At 70.2% G+C, this 17,048-nt stretch carries 15 protein-coding genes; 9 read left to right on the top strand and 6 right to left on the bottom strand.

Translation table 11 applies throughout. The features are described from left to right. Positions 1 to 2: 2 nt before the first annotated feature. On the bottom strand, positions 3 to 1,004 hold the full coding sequence (gene dhaK / locus ACIQFY_RS02355; protein ID WP_066654323.1) for a dihydroxyacetone kinase subunit DhaK: 1,002 nt from the start codon (positions 1,002 to 1,004) through the stop codon (positions 3 to 5). A 312-nt stretch (positions 1,005 to 1,316) separates the two neighbouring features. Between dhaK and ACIQFY_RS02350 the strand changes: the two genes are divergently transcribed. Both ACIQFY_RS02350 and glpK read left to right on the top strand, forming a co-directional pair. After that, positions 1,317 to 2,042 (top strand): MIP/aquaporin family protein, encoded by a 726-nt coding sequence (locus ACIQFY_RS02350; RefSeq protein ID WP_251155489.1) that lies wholly within the window; start codon positions 1,317 to 1,319, stop codon positions 2,040 to 2,042. Between the two features lie 43 nt (positions 2,043 to 2,085). Beyond that, a complete protein-coding gene (glpK, locus tag ACIQFY_RS02345; protein WP_400338118.1) occupies positions 2,086 to 3,597 on the top strand; it encodes a glycerol kinase GlpK in 1,512 nt (503 codons plus the stop codon). Positions 3,598 to 3,812: 215 nt separating this feature from the next. On the opposite strand, the gene trpD is transcribed toward glpK, so the two are convergent. After that, positions 3,813 to 4,868, bottom strand: coding sequence for an anthranilate phosphoribosyltransferase (trpD, locus tag ACIQFY_RS02340; protein WP_209682579.1), 1,056 nt, complete (start codon positions 4,866 to 4,868; stop codon positions 3,813 to 3,815). A gap of 70 nt (positions 4,869 to 4,938) precedes the next feature. Here trpD and ACIQFY_RS02335 point away from each other — a divergent pair, with 70 nt between their 5' ends. From ACIQFY_RS02335 to ACIQFY_RS02315, 5 genes are all read left to right on the top strand, one after another. Continuing rightward, positions 4,939 to 5,577, top strand: a complete 639-nt coding sequence (locus ACIQFY_RS02335) for a heme-copper oxidase subunit III (protein ID WP_058727853.1) — start codon at positions 4,939 to 4,941, stop codon at positions 5,575 to 5,577. Between the two features lie 21 nt (positions 5,578 to 5,598). Beyond that, a complete protein-coding gene (locus tag ACIQFY_RS02330) occupies positions 5,599 to 6,402 on the top strand; it encodes a cytochrome c (protein ID WP_251155487.1) in 804 nt (267 codons plus the stop codon). A gap of 33 nt (positions 6,403 to 6,435) precedes the next feature. Then, positions 6,436 to 7,503, top strand: a complete 1,068-nt coding sequence (locus ACIQFY_RS02325) for a ubiquinol-cytochrome c reductase iron-sulfur subunit (RefSeq protein WP_066654314.1) — start codon at positions 6,436 to 6,438, stop codon at positions 7,501 to 7,503. Continuing rightward, a complete protein-coding gene (locus ACIQFY_RS02320) occupies positions 7,503 to 9,197 on the top strand; it encodes a ubiquinol-cytochrome c reductase cytochrome b subunit (RefSeq protein WP_066654312.1) in 1,695 nt (564 codons plus the stop codon). Before ACIQFY_RS02325 ends, ACIQFY_RS02320 begins: the two co-directional genes overlap by 1 nt. A 183-nt stretch (positions 9,198 to 9,380) precedes the next feature. Further along, positions 9,381 to 10,340, top strand: coding sequence for a phosphodiesterase (locus ACIQFY_RS02315; protein ID WP_251155485.1), 960 nt, complete (start codon positions 9,381 to 9,383; stop codon positions 10,338 to 10,340). Between the two features lie 392 nt (positions 10,341 to 10,732). On the opposite strand, the gene ACIQFY_RS02310 is transcribed toward ACIQFY_RS02315, so the two are convergent. The 4 genes from ACIQFY_RS02310 to ACIQFY_RS02295 all read right to left on the bottom strand — a co-directional run bounded on the left by ACIQFY_RS02310 (position 10,733) and on the right by ACIQFY_RS02295 (position 14,929). Continuing rightward, positions 10,733 to 12,286, bottom strand: coding sequence for a stealth conserved region 3 domain-containing protein (locus ACIQFY_RS02310; RefSeq protein ID WP_081984855.1), 1,554 nt, complete (start codon positions 12,284 to 12,286; stop codon positions 10,733 to 10,735). 86 nt (positions 12,287 to 12,372) lie between these two features. Next, a complete protein-coding gene (locus ACIQFY_RS02305; RefSeq protein ID WP_400338115.1) occupies positions 12,373 to 12,771 on the bottom strand; it encodes a DUF6804 family protein in 399 nt (132 codons plus the stop codon). 44 nt (positions 12,772 to 12,815) lie between these two features. Continuing rightward, a complete protein-coding gene (locus tag ACIQFY_RS02300) occupies positions 12,816 to 13,400 on the bottom strand; it encodes a GDSL-type esterase/lipase family protein (RefSeq protein WP_209682587.1) in 585 nt (194 codons plus the stop codon). Further along, the gene (locus ACIQFY_RS02295) at positions 13,397 to 14,929 is read right to left on the bottom strand and encodes an SDR family oxidoreductase (protein WP_400338113.1); all 1,533 of its coding nucleotides are present in this window, start codon (positions 14,927 to 14,929) and stop codon (positions 13,397 to 13,399) included. Before ACIQFY_RS02295 ends, ACIQFY_RS02300 begins: the two co-directional genes overlap by 4 nt. 42 nt (positions 14,930 to 14,971) lie before the next feature. On the opposite strand from ACIQFY_RS02295, the gene deoC reads away from it, so the two are divergent. Further along, complete coding sequence (gene deoC, locus ACIQFY_RS02290; RefSeq protein WP_400338111.1) at positions 14,972 to 15,733, top strand: deoxyribose-phosphate aldolase; 762 nt, start codon at positions 14,972 to 14,974, stop codon at positions 15,731 to 15,733. A gap of 199 nt (positions 15,734 to 15,932) precedes the next feature. Continuing rightward, on the top strand, positions 15,933 to 16,892 hold the full coding sequence (locus ACIQFY_RS02285) for an ROK family protein (protein WP_066654306.1): 960 nt from the start codon (positions 15,933 to 15,935) through the stop codon (positions 16,890 to 16,892). The last annotated feature ends 156 nt before the right edge of the window (positions 16,893 to 17,048 follow it).

The raw sequence follows: 17,048 nt of genomic DNA, 5'->3' as shown, positions 1-17,048 counted from the left end.
GGTCAGCGACCCCAGCGCAGCGCCGGGGTCTCCACCGGGGCGTCCCAGAGTGCCGTGAGCTCCTCGTCGAGCACCGTGACGGTGATCGAGAAGCCCGGCATCTCGAGGGACGTGACGTAGTCGCCGACCACGCTACGCGCGACGTGGTGGCCACGGTCCGTGAGGACCTCGGCGGCGCGCCGGTAGACGATGTAGAGCTCGGACAGCGGGGTCCCGCCCATCCCGTTCACGAGGAGCAGCAGCTGCGAGCCCGCAGGCGCGTCGAGGTCGGCGAGCACCGGTTCGAGCACGCGGTCGACGAGTTGGTCGGCCGGAGCCATCGGGATGCGCTCGCGGCCGGGCTCGCCGTGGATGCCGATCCCGAGCTCGACCTCGTCGTCGGCGAGCGTGAAGGACGGCTCCCCCGCGTGCGGGACGGTGCCGGAGCCCAGGGCCAGGCCCATCGACCGGGTGACCTCGTTGACGCGGCGGGCGACCGCCGCGACGGCGTCGAGGTCGTCGCCGCGCTCGGCTGCGGCGCCGGCGCACTTCTCGACCACGACGGTGCCGGCCACGCCGCGGCGTCCTGCCGTGTAGAGCGAGTCCTGCACGGCGACGTCGTCGTCGACGACGACGGACTCGACGCGGATGTCCTCCAGCTCGGCCAGCTCCGCCGCGGTCTCGAAGTTGAGGACGTCGCCGGTGTAGTTCTTCACGATGTGGAGCACGCCCGCTCCCCCGTCCACCGCCTTCGTCGCGGCGACGATGGGGTCCGGGGTCGGACTGGTGAAGACCGGCCCCGGCACGGCTGCGTCGAGCATGCCGTGGCCGATGAACCCGGCGTGGAGCGGCTCGTGCCCGCTGCCGCCGCCGCTCACGATGCCGACCTTGCCGCGGACGGGGGCGTCGGCGCGGTGCAGGTGGATCGGGTCCTCGACCAGGACGACGTGCCCCTCGTGCGCCCGGGCGAACCCACGGACGGTCTCGGTCACGACGTCGTGCGGATCGTTGATGAGCTTCTTCATGACGGACCTCCACGAGGACGGGGGTCGACCGCGGGCGGATCCACACCGCCGTCGTCGACCGGAGTGCGTTCACCCTACAGCGACCGCCCGTTCGCCTCGGGTGCACGTTCGTGCAGGGCCATGCTCCCGCGGCCCCGGTGCGGGATGCCGGACCGCACACCGCTCGTGCACGTTCGTGCAGTTTCGCGGACTCGACTCGTTGCGTGATCGCGTCGCGACGATTCGCCTCACTATGCTCGGCCCCAATCACTCGACGGGGAGTGCCGGACGCAGCAGCCACCGGACCCCCACCACTCGCACTGGAGGTCACCGATGGACGGCATCGGCGTCAATTTCATGTCAGAGCTCGTCGGTACGGCGTTGCTCATCATCCTCGGTGGCGGTGTCGTCGCCGCCGTCTCGCTGACGAAGTCCAAGGGCTTCGGCGCCGGCTTCCTCATGGTCACGATCGGTTGGGGCTTCGCGGTCTTCGCCGGCGTCACCGTGTCGTACAGCTCCGGTGGTCAGCTCAACCCCGCCGTGAGCCTCGGCCTCGCCCTGCTGGGCAAGATCACCGTCGGCGAGATGTTCCTCTACTGGATCGCCCAGCTCATCGGCGCGATCATCGGTGCCGTCATCGTCTGGCTGGCGTACAAGCAGCACTTCGACGAGGAGCCCGACGCGGCCGCCAAGCTCGGTGTCTTCTCGACCGGCCCGGCCATCCGCAGCTACGGCTGGAACGTCGTCACCGAGGTCATCGGCACCTTCGTGCTCGTGTTCGTCGTGCTCGCCTTCACCAACGGCAAGACCCCGGCCGAGCTCGGTGCCGTCCCCGTCGCCTTCCTCGTGATCGCGATCGGTGTCTCGCTCGGTGGCCCCACCGGCTACGCCATCAACCCGGCGCGTGACCTCGGCCCGCGCATCGCCCACGCGATCCTCCCGATCAAGGGCAAGGGTTCCAGCGACTGGTCCTACGCCTGGGTCCCGGTCGTCGGCCCGCTCGTCGGTGGTGCCCTCGCCGCCGGTGCCTCGACCTTCCTGCTCCCCGTCGTCTCCTGACGACCACCCGTCCACCACACCGAACGCAACCCAAGGAGAACCCATGGCCGACTACATCGTCGCCATCGACCAGGGCACGACCTCGACGCGCGCCATCGTCTTCGACCACTCCGGCTCGATCAAGTCGGTCGGCCAGAAGGAGCACGAGCAGATCTTCCCGCGTGCCGGTTGGGTCGAGCACGACCCGGCGGAGATCTGGGACAACGTCCGCGAGGTCATCGGCCAGGCCCTGTCCCGCGCCGACATCACCCGCCACGACGTCGCGGCGGTCGGCATCACCAACCAGCGCGAGACCGCCGTGGTCTGGGACAAGAACACCGGCAAGGCCGTCTACAACGCCATCGTCTGGCAGGACACCCGCACGCAGTCGATCGTCGACAAGCTCGCCGACGGTGACACCGACCGCTACAAGGCGATCGTCGGCCTGCCCCTCGCCACGTACTTCGCCGGCACCAAGATCGCCTGGATCCTCGACAACGTCGAGGGTGCGCGCGAGAAGGCCGAGGCGGGCGACCTGCTCTTCGGCACCACCGACACCTGGGTCCTCTGGAACCTGACGGGTGGCACCGACGGCGGCGTCCACAAGACCGACGTCACGAACGCGTCCCGCACGCTGTTCATGGACCTCGAGACGCTCCAGTGGCGCGACGACATCCTGGCCGACTTCGGGGTGCCGAAGTCGATGCTCCCGGAGATCGTCAGCTCCTCCGAGGTCTACGGCCACGTCGAGTCCTCCAGCCTGCTCCGCGAGGTCCCGATCGCCGGCATCCTCGGCGACCAGCAGGCCGCGACCTTCGGTCAGGCCGCGTTCGACCAGGGCGAGTCGAAGAACACCTACGGCACCGGCAACTTCCTCATCTTCAACACGGGCACGGAGATCGTCCGGTCGGAGAACGGGCTGCTCACCACGGTCGGCTACAAGCTCGGCGACCAGGAGACGCACTACGCCCTCGAGGGGTCGATCGCCGTCACGGGCTCGCTCATCCAGTGGCTCCGCGACAACCTCGGCATCATCGGCAGCGCCCCGGAGGTCGAGGCCCTCGCCAAGACCGTCGAGGACAACGGCGGCGTGTACTTCGTCCCGGCGTTCTCGGGCCTGTTCGCGCCGTACTGGCGACCGGATGCCCGCGGTGCCCTGGTCGGCCTGACCCGCTACGTCAACAAGGGGCACATCGCGCGTGCCGCCCTCGAAGCGACGGCGCTGCAGACCCGCGAGGTCCTCGACGCCGTGAACGCGGACTCCGGCGTGGACCTGACCGAGCTCAAGGTCGACGGTGGCATGACGGCCAACGACGCGCTCATGCAGTTCCAGGCGGACATCCTCAACGTGCCGGTCGTCCGTCCGGTCGTCGCGGAGACCACCGCCCTCGGAGCCGCGTACGCCGCCGGTCTGGCCGTCGGGTTCTGGGCGAACCTCGACGAGCTCCGCGCCAACTGGCAGGAGGACCGGCGCTGGGAGCCGCAGCTCGACGACGCCGAGCGCGACCGCCAGCTCCGCCTGTGGAAGAAGGCCGTCACGAAGACCTTCGACTGGGTCGACGAGGACGTGCGCTGACGCACTGACGAGGTGACCGCACGGAGGCGCGGTGCCGGTCCCACGGGCCGGTGCCGCGCCTCCAGGCCGTTGCGGTGGTGCGTCCGGAGCGGCGTCCTCGTGTCCGTCTGCTCGCCACGGGACGCCGCCCGTACGACGAGACGCCCCCGGATCCGGGGGCGTCTCGTCGTCTCCGGTGCGGCTCGCGCCGACGCCGGCGTCCCGCGCGGGGCTGCTCAGGCCGCCGGCGCGGCGCCGACCCAGTCGGCGAGCTTCCGCGCGGCGGCGCCGGAGTCGACGGCCCCGGCTGCGACGGCGAGCTGCTCGCGGAAGCGCTGCAGGATCGGTCGGTCCGCCTGCTCGGGGTCCTCGGCGAGGCGGAAGGACACCAGGCCGGCGGCGGCGTTGAGCAGCACGATGTCGCGGACCGGACCGGTCTCCCCCGCCAACACGCGGTGCACGACGGCGGCGTTGTGCTCCGGGTCGCCGCCGAGCAGGTCCTCGGTTCGCGCGCGGGCGATCCCGAGGTCGCGCGGGTCGAGGTCGTGCTCGGTGACGCGGCCGCCCGTGACCTCCCAGATGTGGGAGTGGCCCGTCGTGGTCAGCTCGTCGAGGCCGTCGTCGCCGCGGAACACGAGCGCCGTCGCGCCACGGGTCTGGAAGACGCCCGTGATGATCGGGACGAGCTCGAGCTGTGCGACGCCCACGGCGTTCGCCTCGCACCGTGCCGGGTTCACCAGCGGGCCGAGGAAGTTGAAGACCGTCGGCACCCCGATCTCGCGCCGCACCGGTGCCGCGTGCGCGAAGCCGGGGTGGAACGCGCTCGCGAACGCGAACGTCAGACCGACACGCCGGAAGGTGTCCGCGACACGCGCGGCGTCCATCGTGAGGTCGAGTCCGAGCGCGGCGAGCACGTCGCTCGAGCCGGACTTCGACGAGCTCGCGCGGTTGCCGTGCTTGACGACCGGCACGCCCGCGGCCGCGATGACGATCGCGGCCATCGTCGAGACGTTGACGGTGCCGACGACGTCGCCGCCGGTGCCCACGATGTCGAGCGCCATCGGGTCGACGTCCAGCGGGACGGCGGCGTCGAGGATGGCGTCGCGGAAGCCCACGACCTCGTCGACGGTCTCCCCCTTGGCGCGGAGCGCGACCGCGAAGGCCGCGATCTGTGCGGCGGTCGCACGTCCCTGGACGATCTCCTCCATGGCCCACGTGGACTGCCTGATCGAGAGGTCCTCGTGCGCCATGAGCGCGCTGATCACTGCAGGCCAGGAGAGTGCGTGGGACATGGCTCGATCGTACTGAGTTCGAACGACCCGCCAGTGTCCTGCGAAAACACTGTCAGTGGTTTCGGCCATAATGGAGGACGTGACTAGCACCCCTCTCTCCAGATCCGCCAGCGGTCCGGTCCTGAACAGGCCGAACGCCGTTGCCGTGGGGACGATCGTGTGGCTGGGCAGCGAGGTCATGTTCTTCGCCGGCCTGTTCGCGATCTACTTCACCCTGCGCAGCACCTCGCCCGAGCTCTGGGCGACCGAGACCGCCAAGCTCGAGGTGCCGTTCGCCTCGGTGAACACGATCATCCTGGTGCTGTCCAGCTTCGCCTGCCAGTTCGCGGTGTTCGCCGCGGAGCGCTTCCAGGTGCACCGCACGAGCTGGAACCCGAAGGACTGGGGCATGACGGAGTGGTTCTTCGTCACGTACTGCATGGGCGCGATCTTCGTCTGCGGCCAGATCTTCGAGTACGCGAACCTCTGGCACGAGGGCGTGACGCTCTCGTCGAGCGCCTACGGCTCCGCGTTCTACATGACCACCGGCTTCCACGGCCTGCACGTCACGGGTGGTCTCATCGCCTTCCTCCTGACCCTCGGCCGCGGCTTCGCCGCCAAGAACTTCGGGCACAAGGAGGCGACCACCGCGATCGTCGTGTCGTACTACTGGCACTTCGTCGACGTGGTCTGGATCGGCCTCTTCGCTGTCATCTACCTTCTCAAGTAGGAACTGGACACCCCCCACCGCATGTTCACCAGAAGCAAGTCCAAGAAGGGCCGCCGTTCCCCGATGGCGACCGTCTCGCTCATCGTCGTCGGTCTCATGACCACCGGCGGTGCGTACGCGCTGTTCAGCTCGACGGCCAACGCCGACGACAGCACCACCTCCGCGGTGTCCAGCCAGTCCAAGGTCAACGAGGGCGAGAAGCTCTTCGCCTCGAACTGCGCCACCTGCCACGGTCTCGACGCGCAGGGCACCGGCGAGGGTCCGTCCCTCATCGGTGTCGGTGCCGCGTCGGTCGACTTCCAGGTCGGGACCGGTCGCATGCCGATGGCCGCGCAGGGCCCCCAGGCCGAGGAGAAGCCCGCCCAGTTCACGGACGAGCAGATCGACGCGATGGGCGCCTACGTCGCGTCGCTCGGCCCCGGCCCGTCGATCCCCTCCTCCGACCTCACGAACGGTGGCGGTGACGCTGCCGAGGGTGCCGAGCTCTTCCGCATCAACTGCGCGATGTGCCACAACGTGGCCGGCGCCGGTGGTGCGCTGACCGAGGGCAAGTACGCCCCGAACCTGCAGTCGGTCTCCGGCAAGCACATCTACGAGGCCATGGTCACGGGCCCGCAGAACATGCCGGTCTTCAACGACCTCAACCTGACGCCGGAGCAGAAGGCCGACATCATCACGTACCTCAAGTACGTGCAGGACAACAAGTCCCCGGGCGGGTTCGCCCTCGGCTCCCTCGGCCCGGTGGCAGAGGGTCTGTTCATCTGGATCTTCGGACTCGGCGCGGTCGTCGCGATGACCGTCTGGCTGACCGCGAAGTCCAACTGATCGTCCGTGTCGAACGACACTGAAGGGAACACCATGGCAGAGCACGACGACGAGGCAGTGAACTCGTCCTCGGCTGTCGAGAAGCACGGCGCGACCAGCACGTCGGCCGGGATCGCGGTCGTCCCCGCGGACCCGTTCGAGAACCCGGGTGAGCCGCCGCACCGCGCGCGCCGCACCGATGTCGACCCGAAGAAGCAGCGTCTGGCCGAGCGTCAGGTCGCCACGTTCTTCTACCTGTCCATCGTGGGCAGCGTCCTCGCGATCGCCGCGTACATCGCCTTCCCGATCGACCCCGAGGACTTCGGGACGGTCCGTGCCGGCAACCTCTGGCTCGGTCTGGCGATCGCCCTGGCCCTGCTCGCGCTGGGCCTCGGCGCCGTCTACTGGTCGAAGTCGCTCGTCGTGGACCGCGAGATCACGGAACTGCGTCACAGCACCCGTGGCACCGACGCGACCCGTGCCAAGGCGGTCGAGGCGTTCCAGCTCGCCGACAAGGAGTCCGGGTTCAGCCGTCGCAAGCTGATCCGCAACTCGATGATCGGTGCCCTGGTGGCCTTCCCGCTGCCCGGTGTCGTCCTCGTCCGTGACTTCGCCCCGGCGGAGGACCCGAACGAGCTCCTGCGCCACACCTTCTGGAAGTCCGGCATGCGCCTGACGAAGGACCCGACGGGTCTGCCGATCAAGGCGTCGGACGTCACCATCGGTTCGGTCTTCCACGTCATCCCGGACGGCATGCTCGACTCCGAGCACATGCTCGAGGAGAAGGCCAAGGCCTCCGTCCTCCTCATGCGTCTCGACCCGAAGGACCTCAACCCCTCCGCGGGGCACGAGGACTGGGGCTACGACGGCATCGTCGCCTACTCCAAGATCTGCACCCACGTCGGGTGCCCGGTCGCGCTCTACGAGCAGCAGACGCACCACCTGCTGTGCCCGTGCCACCAGTCGACGTTCGACGTCTCGAACAACTGCGAGGTCATCTTCGGCCCGGCTGCACGTCCCCTCCCCCAACTTCCGATCGCGATCGACGACGACGGCTACCTGGTCGCACAGAGCGACTTCCACGAGCCGGTCGGACCGTCCTTCTGGGAGCGTGAACGCTGATGACCAGCACCACCACCACGAGCGCGCCGGCCACGGCCACACGGCCCGAGCCGACGCGCGGGTCCCGACTCATCGGGGCCACCGCCAACTACATCGACGAGCGCACGAGCATCTCGGGCCTGGTGAAGGAGGTCGGGCGCAAGATCTTCCCCGACCACTGGAGCTTCATGCTCGGCGAGGTCGCGCTGTACAGCTTCGTCGTCGTCCTGCTGTCGGGGACCTTCCTGACGTTCTTCTTCCAGGCGTCGATGACCGAGGTCGTCTACAACGGCTCGTACGTCCCGCTCAAGGGCGTCGAGATGTCGACCGCGCTGCAGTCCACGCTGAACATCTCCTTCGACATCCGCGGTGGTCTGTTCGTCCGACAGATCCACCACTGGGCCGCCCTGCTGTTCGTCGCCTCGGTGATGCTGCACATGGCCCGCGTGTTCTTCACCGGTGCATTCCGCAAGCCGCGTGAGCTCAACTGGGTCTTCGGCTTCGTGCTCTGGGTCCTGGCCATGGCCGAGGGCTTCACCGGCTACTCGCTCCCCGACGACCTGCTCTCCGGCAACGGCCTGCGCATCATCGTCGGCATGATCGAGGGCGTCCCGGTGATCGGCGTGTGGATCGCCTACCTGCTGTTCGGTGGCGAGTTCCCGGGCACGGACATCGTCGGCCGCCTCTACACGCTGCACATCCTGCTGCTCCCGGCGATCCTCGTCGCGGTGCTCGGTGTCCACCTCGTGCTCGTCGTCATCAACAAGCACACGCAGTTCGCGGGCCCCGGCAAGACCAACGAGAACGTCGTCGGCGTCCCGATCCTCCCGGCGTTCGCCGCGAAGGCCGGTGGCTTCTTCTTCATCGTCGCGGGCATCCTCGCCCTCATCGCGTCGCTGTTCACGATCAACCCGATCTGGAACTACGGCCCGTACGACCCCTCCCCCGTGTCCGCCGGTACCCAGCCCGACTGGTACATCGGCTTCGCGGACGGTGCGCTCCGTCTGGTGCCGCCGCACTGGGAGGTCGTGTGGTTCGGCTACACGGTGTCGTTCAACATCCTCGTCCCGATCGCCGTCCTCATGGCGCTCATCATCGCGATGTTCGCCTACCCGTTCCTCGAGGCGTGGGTCACGGGCGACAAGCGTGAGCACCACCTGGCCGACCGTCCGCGCAACGCTCCGACCCGTACCGCCTTCGGTGCCGCGGGCATCACGCTCTACGCGTCGCTCTGGGCCGCTGCCTCGTCGGACATCATCGCGACGCACTTCATGGTGTCGATCGAGCACGTGATCCACGTCATCCAGGCCACGACGGTCCTCGGTCCGTTCGTCGCCTTCTGGATCACGAAGCGGGTCTGCCTGGCGCTGCAGAAGAAGGACCGCGAGATCGTCCTGCACGGCTACGAGTCGGGTCGCATCGTCCGGCTCCCGCACGGCGAGTACATCGAGGTGCACGAGCAGCTCGACGAGTACGAGCGCTGGAAGCTCCTGCAGTTCAACGAGTACAAGCCGCTCATGGTCCGTCCGGACGCCAAGGGTCGGATCACCGGTGTGCAGAAGGTCCGTGCGAACCTGTCCCGCTTCTTCTTCGAGGACCGCATCGCGCCGGTCACGAAGGCCGAGCTCGAGGCAGCGCACGCCGCGCACCACGGCCCGGAGCTGGAGGGCGACCACCAGGCCCAGGCTCCCGCGCTGGGCGCAGGCAACCACTAGGTTCCTCGGCAAGAACGAACGAGCCCCTCGACCACACCGTGGTCGGGGGGCTCGTTCGTTCGCCTGTTCTGGTGCAGACTCGCCACTCCCGGTTCACCGTGCATTCAGAGTGGCGTGCTGGACTCGTCATCGACGGTGTGGCAACGTGTTGCACCACGCATCCGCCAACGGAACGAGAGACCGATGGACAGCCGGACGGCCGAACACCCCAGGCCGAACCACTTCCTCCTCCACCTCAGCGACACCCACCTCGTGGCGGGTGACGGCGCGCTCTACGGCGACGTCGACTCCGCAGCACGGCTCTCGGCGATCGTCGCCGACATCGAGGCCTCCGGCACCCACCCGGAGGCCATCGTCGTCACCGGCGACGTCGCCGACAAGGGCGAGGTCGGTGCCTACGTCCGGATCCGCGACATCGTCGAGCCGGCTGCCCGCCGGATCGGCGCGCAGGTCATCTGGGCCATGGGGAACCACGACGAGCGCGGGGCCTTCCGCCAGGAGCTCTTCGGGCTGCAGCCGACCGATCGTCCGGTCGACTTCGTCTACGACGTGAACGGCCTCCGCGTGATCACCCTCGACACGAGCGTGCCGGGGGCACACCACGGCGAGGTCTCCCCCGCGCAGCTCGACTGGCTCGCCGAGGTGCTGTCCGAGGCGGCGCCGCACGGCACGATCCTCGCCATGCACCACCCGCCCGTGCCGAGCGTGCAGGACCTCGCCGTCCTCGTCGAACTGCGCGACCAGGCGGCCCTCGCGGAGGTGATCGAGGGGTCGGACGTCATCTCGATCATCGCCGGACACCTGCACTACTCGACGAGCGCCGTGTTCGCGGGCGTGCCCGTGTCCGTTGCGAGTGCCACCTGTTACACGCAGGACCTCACCGAGTACCAGGGCGGCACCCGGGGGCAGGACGGCGCGCAGTCGTTCAACCTCGTCCACGTGTACGGGAACAACGTCGTGCACTCGGTGGTGCCGATCGGCCACTACTCCACGGTCGGTGAGCCGGTGTCGTCGGAGCAGACGGAGGCACGTCTTGCGGCGGCCGGCATCACCATCGCCCCGGCCGTCGAGCCGGCGCCCGTCACCTCGAGCATCCCGGTGTTCACCCTCGACACGGTGCCCACCTCCCCCGTCCGCCGCTGACGGCTGTGCGTCCTCGACGGCTGTCCGTCCTTGACGGCTGTCCGTCCTTGACGGCCGTCCGCCGCTGACGGCCTGACGTCGCTGCACGCTGCACGCTGCACGCTGCACCGTTGCACGCTGCAGGCCGCACACCGCGATGCGGGTGACGTCCCTGTTAGACGCGCGCCGAGCCTCCCGTCCGTCGCTGAGGCCACTCCTGCCCGCCGAGCGAGCACGACATGCCGCGCGCCGGTCGTCCGCCGGGTACGACTCGTCGCGCCCGCGCGCTGAGCGCGACAGGAATGGCCCGCTCGGTCGGAGGCGCCAGGGCTGGCCCGCCCGCCGCACCGACAGTGCCGTCATCGGCCCGTTCGCCGCGACGAGGGAGACCGGGCCGGACGGTCCGCTGGGGGCTACTGCGCGTCCTGCTCCCACGGCGCCGGGAACGGGAAGTACTTCTCCAGGAAGTCCGTCACGCGCCGGGTGCGCTCGTCGTCGGAGACCTCCGGGAAGCTCCCGTCGTTCAGGCAGAAGAAGTCGACGTTCCGCTTCTTGAGCAGGTCCTCCAGCGCCTTCAGCCCGGACTGCATGGTCGTGTCGACGTAGCGCACCGGAGCGTTCTCCTGCACGATCGCCCGACCGGTGAGCAGCGCGTAGTAGTGGTACAGGGAGTTCGTCACGGAGATGTTCTCGGCCGCGCGGAACCGCGATGCCATCGTCGCGCGGAACTCGTCTGCGAACTCGTGCTCCATCTCGGTCATGATCGAGGCGCGCAGCGGTGTGGGCGCGTGCTCGAGGTGCCGTGTGGTCACCGCGCCGAAGCGCTGCTGCAGCAGGCGACGGTTGACGCGGGCGGAGTTCTCGAACCCGCTCCGTGCCGGGTTGTTCGTCCCGAGCCCGATGCGGGTGGTCGCGAGGATGAACTTCGACACCGACCCCGGGCTGAAGAACACCGAGGGCTCGACCATCCGTCCGAAGAACATGTCGTCGTTCGAGTAGATGAAGTGCTCGCTGATGCCCGGGATGTGGTGCAGCTGCGACTCGACGGCCTGCGAGTTGTGCGTCGGGAGCACCGAGGGGTCTGCGAAGAACTCCTCGCTCCGGACGATCCGGACCTTCGGGTGGTCGGCGAGCCACGCGGGCGCCGGCGAGTCCGTGGCGATGTAGATCTGGCGGATCCACGGCGCGAAGGTGTGGACGGAGCGCAGCGCGTACTTCAGCTCGTCGATCTGTCGGAAGCGCGCCGGAGCATCGTCGCCCTCCCCCAGCACGGCGTTCGCCTGCGCGGCCTGACGTGCCCGCTGGTACTCGATCGCGTTGCCGTCGACCCACGAGAAGACGATGTCGATCGGGAACCGGATGTCCGACACGTGGTCGTCGAACATGTGCTCGACGGTGCGCCAGGTGCGGCCGTAGCGTTCGATGTCGACGAGCTCGAACTCCTCGACGGGGAGACTGCGGCGCATCAGGGCGTTCTCGACGGGGGCGAGCACCTCGGTGTCGGTCACGCGCCAGAACTCGAGCTGCACGCTCGTCTCGGCGCCGTAGCGGAGGCGACCCATCGGCTCGAGCCGGGGTCGGAAGAGCCGGAGCACCGGCTCGTCCACCGATCCGAGACCGTCGTCGAGCACGAGCACGGCGGGCTGTCCCGGCGGCTTCGCGTAGAACGGCTCGTTGACCGCGGCGGCCATGATCGCGCTCTCGGCACGCTGCCGGTCGCGCTCGTCGACCGCGACGACCGGACGTCGGTCGTTGCCGCGGATGAGCAGGTGGTCGACGTCGCCGGCGGTGAGCGCGTCGTCGAGGAACAACAGGTCCTCGATCATCGACTGCTGGGGTGTCAGGTGCCCGTTGACCAGGGTCAGGCGTCCCTTGCGGACGACGACGTCAGGTCGGTCGAGACCGCCGGAGGACGGTCGAGGGTTCAGCAGAGGACTCTCGGTCGCCGGCTCGGTCTCGTGGCTCATCCATGCCCTTCGCATCGCGTCAGCCGGGCCCTGTGCCCGGCTCCTGCGATCCTACCGTCCGACGGGCGCGCGCGAGCGCCGCGCGGTCACGGTCGGGAGGCGCGCCCCGCGTCCGTCCCGCGCGGCACCTTGACGGCGATGCCGGTCAGGAGGAAGGCCGCGGCAGCGACGAGCTGGAGGCCCGCCCAGACCTGGCCGGGGATCGGCACGATCACGACGGGGTTCCAGCACACCGCGATCGCGGCCGTGAGCGCGACGGCCCACCAGGAGCGGCCCCGGACGGCGAAGACGAGCACGATCAGCGCGAGCACCGTCACGCCCCACCGGACGAAGACGAAGCCCGAGGAGTCGAGGACCGCGACGAAGGCGATGAGGACGACCGCGGCGAGCAGCGACGGCGCGAGTGCCGGGCGCGTGAAGGGCGGCATCCCGTCGGCCGACGCCGCGGTGGTCGCCGGGCGCTCGTCGGGGCGGTGCGTCGGCACCCCCTGCAGCGACGAGCCTGCGGGGGGCCGACCCTTCCGTGCCATCAGGCGCCGGCCTCCTCGAGGTCGATCGCCTGGATCGGACGGGACATCGGCGGCAGCCCGCGGACGCGCTCGAGCGCCGGGACGAGCTCGTCGACGACCGCACGGTAGCCGTCGGCGGTCAGGTGCAGGCCGTCCTCGGTGTAGCGGTCGGCGAGGTGGTCGTCCTCCGCGAGGGCCGGCCAGAGGTCGAGGTACTGGGCGTGGCAGGTGGCGACGAACTGACGGAGGTGCCGGTTCGCCTCCTCGATCTTGGCGCACCAGTCGGCCTGGCGGGGCAGGATCGACACGAGCAGCAGACGGACGCCGGGGAGCTCGCGGCGGAGCGTCACCAGGATCGACTCGACGCCGCGGACGACGTGCTCGACGCTCGACCGGTGGTTCCCGAAGTCGTTCGTCCCGATGAGCAGCACGATCACCTCGGGCTGCTCGGCGATCACGGCGTCGAGTCGCGCGAGCACCCCGTCGGTGGTGTCGCCGCCGACGCCCTGGTTGCTCGTGCGCTCGCCCGGGAGCCACTGGTCCCAGGAACCCTGCTCGGTGATGCTGTCGCCCAGGAACAGGACGGTGGGGTGTTCGGTGGTCATGCTGCCTCCTCGTGTACCGGTTCCTGCGGCCCATTCTGCTGGGTCCAGTTCCGCCCCGTCGACTCCGTGTGCTGCGACTCGCGCTCGGCCGCCGCCGTGATGCGTTCGACCATGCCGGGGAAGATGACGCCGTGGAAGGGCAGGATGCCGTACCAGTACAGGCGTCCGGGCAGTCCCTGGGGGAAGTAGATCGCCCGCTGGTGGTAGTCGCTGCCGCCGTCGTCGCTCGGGGTGACCCGCATCTCGAGCCAGGCGCGTCCCGGCGACTTGAACTCGGCGCGGAGCCGCAGGTAGCGCCCGCGCTCGAGCCGCTCCACCCGCCACCAGTCGAGCGCGTCGCCCTGCTCCAGCCGGTGGGGGTCGCGTCGACCGCGGTTCAGGCCGACCCCGCCTGCGACCTTGTCCATCCACCCGCGTGCCACCCACGCCAGGGGGAAGGAGTACCAGCCGTTCTCGCCGCCGATCGACTCCACGACGCGCCAGACGTCGTCCGCGCTCGCGCTCGAGTGCCGCTTCCGGTCGTCGACGTAGACGGTGTGCCCGGCCCACTCCGGATCGCTCGGCAGCGGGTCCGCCGGGGTCGAGGAGAGCGTGGCGCTGCGCCAGCTCGTCTGCACCTCGCCCTTCCGCATCTTCGTCAGGGCCAGCCGGACGGCACGGCGGTAGGAGGTGAGTCCGCCCTCCGGACGCGGGACGTACCGGTCGATGTCGTGCTCGCGTTGCACGCACTCGAACTGGAGCGACTCGATGATCGGTGTCGCGAGCTTCCGCGGGATCGGCGTCACGATGTTGAACCAGTGTGCGGAGAGACCCGGGGTCAGCACGGGCAGCACGGTGAAGCGCCGCTGCGGCAGCTTCGCCTCGACCGCGTAGCCGTTCAGCATCTGCCCGTACTTGAGGACGTCGGGACCACCGATGTCGAACGTCCGGTTGACGTCGGCGGGGATGCCGAGCGCCTCGACGAGGTAGTACAGGACGTCACGGACGGCGATCGGCTGGATGCGGTTGCGGACCCAGCGGGGTGCCGGCATCCAGGGCAGGACGTCCGTCACGTGGCGGATCATCTCGAACGAGGTGCTCCCCGAGCCGATCACGACACCGGCCTGGTAGGCGATCGTCGGCACGCCGGAGGCCAGGAGCACGTCCCCGACCTCCTTCCGGCTCCGGAGGTGCTTCGACAGCTCGCCGTCGGGGTGCAGTCCGCCCAGGTAGACGAAGCGGCGCACACCGGCGTCGTGGGCCTCGCGCGCCATCGTCTCGACGGCGTCCCGCTCGGCCTGCTCGAAGTCGCCGTCGGCACCCATCGCGTGCGCGAGGTAGTAGACGGCCCCGACACCCTGGACGGCGGACCGGACTGCCTCGGCGTCCTGCAGGTCGCCCTCGGCGACCTCGACGTCGTCGTGCCAGGGCACGTCCTGGAGCTTCCGCGGCGTGCGGACGAAGACACGGACGTCGTGCCCGGCCTCGAGGAGGCGGGGCACGAGTCGTCCGCCGATGTACCCGGTCGCACCGGTGACGAGGACCTGCATGGAGGGCACGGTACGCGCGTCGCCTCCGGGTAGGCTTTCCGGGTGGACAACGCAGCGATCCCCGCACACCAGGACCGGGCCGACCAGCACGAGCTCGGCGCCGACGCCGTGCGCGCCCTCATCGACCACGCGATCCTGAAGCCCGAGCTCACCCGCGCCGACGTCGATGCGCAGCTCGACGAGGCCGCGGCGCACCGGGTCTTCAGCGTCTGCGTCCGTCCGAGCGACGTCGCGCACGCCGTGGAGCGCCTGCAGGGCACCGGGGTGGGCGTCGGCACCGTGATCGGGTTCCCGCACGGCACCACGACCACCGCCGCGAAGGTCGCCGAGTCGCTGCAGGCCCTGGCCGACGGCGCCTTCGAGCTCGACATGGTGCAGAACGTCGGCGCAGCGCGCTCCGGTGACTGGGACCGGGTCGAGCAGGACGTCCGTGCGGTCGTCGACGCCGCCGGGGACACCGTGGTGAAGGTCATCCTCGAGACCGCGTTCCTGACCGACGACGAGATCGTCGCCGCATCGCGAGCGGCCCAGCGCGCCGGCGCGGCCTTCGTGAAGACGTCGACCGGGTTCGCCGGCGGCGGCGCGACGGCCGAGCACATCCGCCTGATGCGGGACACCGTCGGTCCCGACACGGGTGTCAAGGCATCCGGCGGCGTCCGCGGCCTCGACACGCTGCTCGAGATGGTCCGGGCGGGTGCCGACCGCATCGGCACGAGCGCCTCGGCACGCATCCTCGACGAGGTCGCACACCGTGCGTCCACCGGCACCGCGTCGGCACTCGGCGACGACACCTCCTCCTACTGACGTCTCGGCCGCCCGCGCGCGCGAGCGGCCCCACCCGGGCCCGAGCGGACCGACCCGGTCCCTCCGGACCGACCCGGTCCGTCCGGACGTCCGGACCAGCAACGACCGACCCGACCACACCGCCGGGGCCGGCTCGCACCGACGCGAGGTCACGTCGTCACGGTGAGCCGGGCCTCCAGACCGCCGCATCGGAGCGCGCATGTCCAGCACCGCACCCCTGTCCCCCTCGTCCGCGATCGCGCTGGCCGTCGATCTCGGCGGCACCAAGGTCGAGGCGGCCCTCGTCACCGACCAGGGCGTCGTCCTGCCCGGCACCCGGCACCGGCAGCCCACCGGACCGTTGCGGAGTGCGGACGAGCTGCAGGCGGCGGTCGACCAGGTCGTGACGGCGACCCTCGCGACGCTGCCGGCGGACGCCCGGCTCGTCGGCGTGGGGGTCGGCGCGGCCGGTCCGGTCGACGAGGAGCACGGCCTCGTCTCGCCCCTGAACATGCCGGTGTGGCGCGGGTGGCCGCTCCGCGACCGGGTCGCGGCCCTGGTCCCCGAGGGGGTGCCGGTGACGCTCCGGATGGACGGGCTCGCGATCACCCTGGCCGAGCACTGGGTCGGTGCGGCGCAGGGCTCGGACCACGTCATGGGGATGATCGTGTCGACGGGCGTCGGCGGCGGCCTCATCCTGCACGGGCGCACCGTGAGCGGACCCACCGGCAACGCCGGACACATCGGCCACGTCGAGTGCGGCGGCTTCGATGACCCGTGCGCCTGCGGCGGCACCGGCTGCCTCGAGGCGGTCGCCAGCGGGCCGAAGACCGTCGCCTGGGCCCAGCGACAGGGCTTCGCCGGGAGCACCGGCGAGGAGCTCTCCGCCGCGTACGCGGCCGGCGACGAGATCGCGGTGGCGGCGGTCCGGCGGAGCGGGCGGGCGCTCGGACAGGCCGTCGCGGCGGCGACGAGCCTGGTGGACCTCGAGGTCGTGGCGATCGGCGGGGGCTTCTCGCACGTGACGCCGGACCTGTTCGAGTACGCCCGCGAGGCGGTGGCCGAGCGGGTCGAGTTCGGCTTCGTGACGAAGGTCCGGATCGTGCCGACCGCGCTGTCCCAGGACGGGCCGCTCATCGGGGCGGCAGCGCTCGTCCACCGCGCAGACGTGCTGCGCTGACGCGACGCGGGCGAACAGGCGCTCAGGCACGCGGGCGCGTTCACGGGTGCGCACTCGTGCTGGGCGCGCGGGTGGGGTGGCGGTCACGGCTGCGCCCGCAGCGCCGAGGCCGGCGTCCTCTCCACAGGCCCGACCGCGCTGGTCGTCCGTCCGGCA

The sequence above is a fragment of the Curtobacterium sp. NPDC092190 genome, assembly GCF_044755625.1.
In the GTDB taxonomy this organism is placed as follows: domain Bacteria; phylum Actinomycetota; class Actinomycetes; order Actinomycetales; family Microbacteriaceae; genus Curtobacterium.
The sequence above is the reverse complement of the archived record's forward strand: the minus strand, read 5'-3'. Positions and strand labels throughout refer to the sequence as shown.